The following is a 2,563-nucleotide window of genomic DNA, read 5'->3' on the forward strand; positions in this document are numbered from 1 at the left end:
ATTTTATCTGTTGATTACGCAAAAATTTGGCTAGTTTTGTCGAATTATCGCTCGGCAACCTTCAGAGTTTTTCTTAATTTTTAAAAACACAACTCTCAACCTCTAAATTAGGTTCTCAATTCAGTTTGTGAGAAATGCGGGTTCGCTGAGTCCGAGTAACGTCCCCAAGATAAGGGGGAGAGAGATAATTGTTGACATAGATTGTACCCCGCCTGATCGGGTATTTAGCGGCAAGGGACGTGAAGTGTCCCTAGTGACCTGGATTCTGGCGGCAATTTTCCTTGCTCGTTATGCCTTTACCCGGTTACGATTTGGGTAATTGCCGTTTATATCGAAAAAATGGGGACATTTACCCCGTTTTTGGGTACTTTCTTAAAATCCCCTCGCTTCGCCTGCGTTTCTGCGTTGATCGGCCGCACCAGTAAAGGTTCGGGAGCGATCGACCGCAATCGACTCGGCCGATCCCCATTTCGGAAAAGGTTGGAAGGTATAGCCCCGTTTTTCGAGAGCGGCCACTACCTTCGGAGCGAGCGCGTTCGGTTCGATCAAAACCCGATCGGGCATTCCCTGATAATGGAATCGGGGATAGTTCACCGCTTCGGCAACGGTCATCCCGTAGTCGATCGTATGGGTGATCATCTGTAATACCGTTGTCGGGATGGTGGAACCGCCAGGGCTTCCGGTAATCAGTACCACCTGGCCATTTTTTACCACGATGGTGGGAGACATGGAACTCAAGGGACGCTTGCCCGGTTCAATCCGATTTGCCCGTCCCTGAATTAGCCCAAATTGGTTGGGGGAACCTAGTTTACTGACGAAATCATCCATTTCATTATTGAGTACAAAGCCAGTGTCACCCGCAATCACTCCGGCCCCGAAAGACGAGTTGATCGTATAGGTGACGGATACCGCATTGCCGGTGCGATCAATCACCGAGTAGTGAGTGGTACTATCGCCCTCTCGAATGATGGTTTGATAGAAGGGACGGGGATCTACGGCCTGCTTGGTTGGGATTTTCTCCCGGATGGAGGCAGCGTATTCTGCCGATAGCAGTCGTTCTAGGGGAATCTGGACAAATTTCGGATCGCCGAGATAGGTATTGCGATCAACGTAGGCAAACAACATCGCAGCGAGAAAGCGATGAACCGTATCGGTTGATCGGAATCCCGAAGCTTTGAGATCATAGCCTTGTAGGATATTCAACATCAAGCACACCGTCATCCCTCCTCCAGGTGGCGGCGCGGTCAGGATATCGTAACCGCGATAGGTGCATTGTAGGGGTTCCTGTTCCAATGCCTGATAGGTGTCCAGGTCTTCAGCACTGAGAATTCCCCCCTGTTTCCGACTCTCCGCTACCACCTGCGCGCCGATTTCCCCCCCATAGAAAACTGCTGGCCCGCCGCGAGCAATCTGGGTGAGAGTGCGCGCGAGATTCTTCTGTACTAAGCGATCGCCTACCTCGTAGGGTTTTGAACCATTTTTCAGGAAAATCGCCGCCATACTCGGATCTTTTAACTTCTCACCGCTTCTCCGGAGGATTTCTATATCTCCTGTCCCCAGGATAAATCCCTGTCCAGCAAGGGCGATCGCTGGAGCGATGACTTGTTGACGCGAGCGTGTACCGTATTTCTGTAAGGCCAGATCCAGACCTCGCACTGTACCAGGAACCGCCACCGCCAGATAGCCGTTGCGACTGCGGCCGGGGATAATCTCACCATTGCGATCAAGGTACATATTGGCGGTGGCGGCTAGAGGTGCGGTCTCTCGAAAATTGATAAACACGCTTTCGCCGTTGGCTAACCGGATCAGCATAAAGCCGCCACCGCCTAGATTGCCACAGCAAGGCTCGGTGACTGCAAGCGCGTAACCCACGGCAACGGCCGCATCGATCGCATTCCCACCCTTGCGGAGAATTTCCAGACCGACTCTAGAAGCTTCCCCCTGACTGGTAACCACCATGCCGTTTTTGCCCACGGCGGTTTTTTCTGGCAGTTGACCGCGCACGTTCTGACTAACGGTGATCGCAAGGAAAAACAAGAGAAACGTGCGGGGAATTTTCATCGAAAATTTTGGGTCTGAAACCCCGTCGTTCTACGACGGCTTTACTGTTAAATATTAGCACATTTACGAAATATATGCTAAAATGTGAGGTATGGAAAAAGCCTATTCTTACCGATTTTACCCGACACCAGAACAAGAGTCGCTATTGCGGCGCACATTGGGCTGTGTAAGATTAGTTTACAATAAAGCTCTCCATCTCAGAACACAAGCTTGGTACGAAAGACAAGAAAGAGTAGGATATACTGAAACTTCTTCAATGCTAACCGATTGGAAAAAACAAGAAGAATTAAACTTTCTCAATGAAGTTAGCTGTGTACCTTTACAACAAGGGTTAAGACATCTACAAACAGCTTTTACTAATTTCTTTGCTGGTCGTACTAAGTATCCTAACTTTAAGAAAAAACATCAGGGAGGAAGTGCCGAATTTACCAAATCTGCTTTTAAATTTAAAGACAGACAAATCTATTTAGCTAAATGCACAGAACCTTTACCTATTCGATGG

General features: G+C 49.0%; 2 protein-coding genes. One reads left to right on the forward strand and one right to left on the reverse strand.

Features of this window, described 5'->3' with window-relative positions; genetic code table 11:
* Nucleotides 1-372 precede the first annotated feature (372 nt).
* Nucleotides 373-2,061 (reverse strand): gamma-glutamyltransferase, encoded by a 1,689-nt coding sequence (gene ggt, locus IM456_RS02105; RefSeq protein WP_253881536.1) that lies wholly within the window; start codon nt 2,059-2,061, stop codon nt 373-375.
* A gap of 91 nt (nt 2,062-2,152) precedes the next feature.
* Here ggt and IM456_RS02110 point away from each other — a divergent pair.
* The coding region (locus IM456_RS02110) for an RNA-guided endonuclease InsQ/TnpB family protein (protein WP_287692078.1) at nt 2,153-2,563 on the forward strand (411 nt) is incomplete at its 3' end.

The organism is Microcystis sp. M079S1, from assembly GCF_020246425.1.
GTDB lineage: Bacteria > Cyanobacteriota > Cyanobacteriia > Cyanobacteriales > Microcystaceae > Microcystis > Microcystis aeruginosa.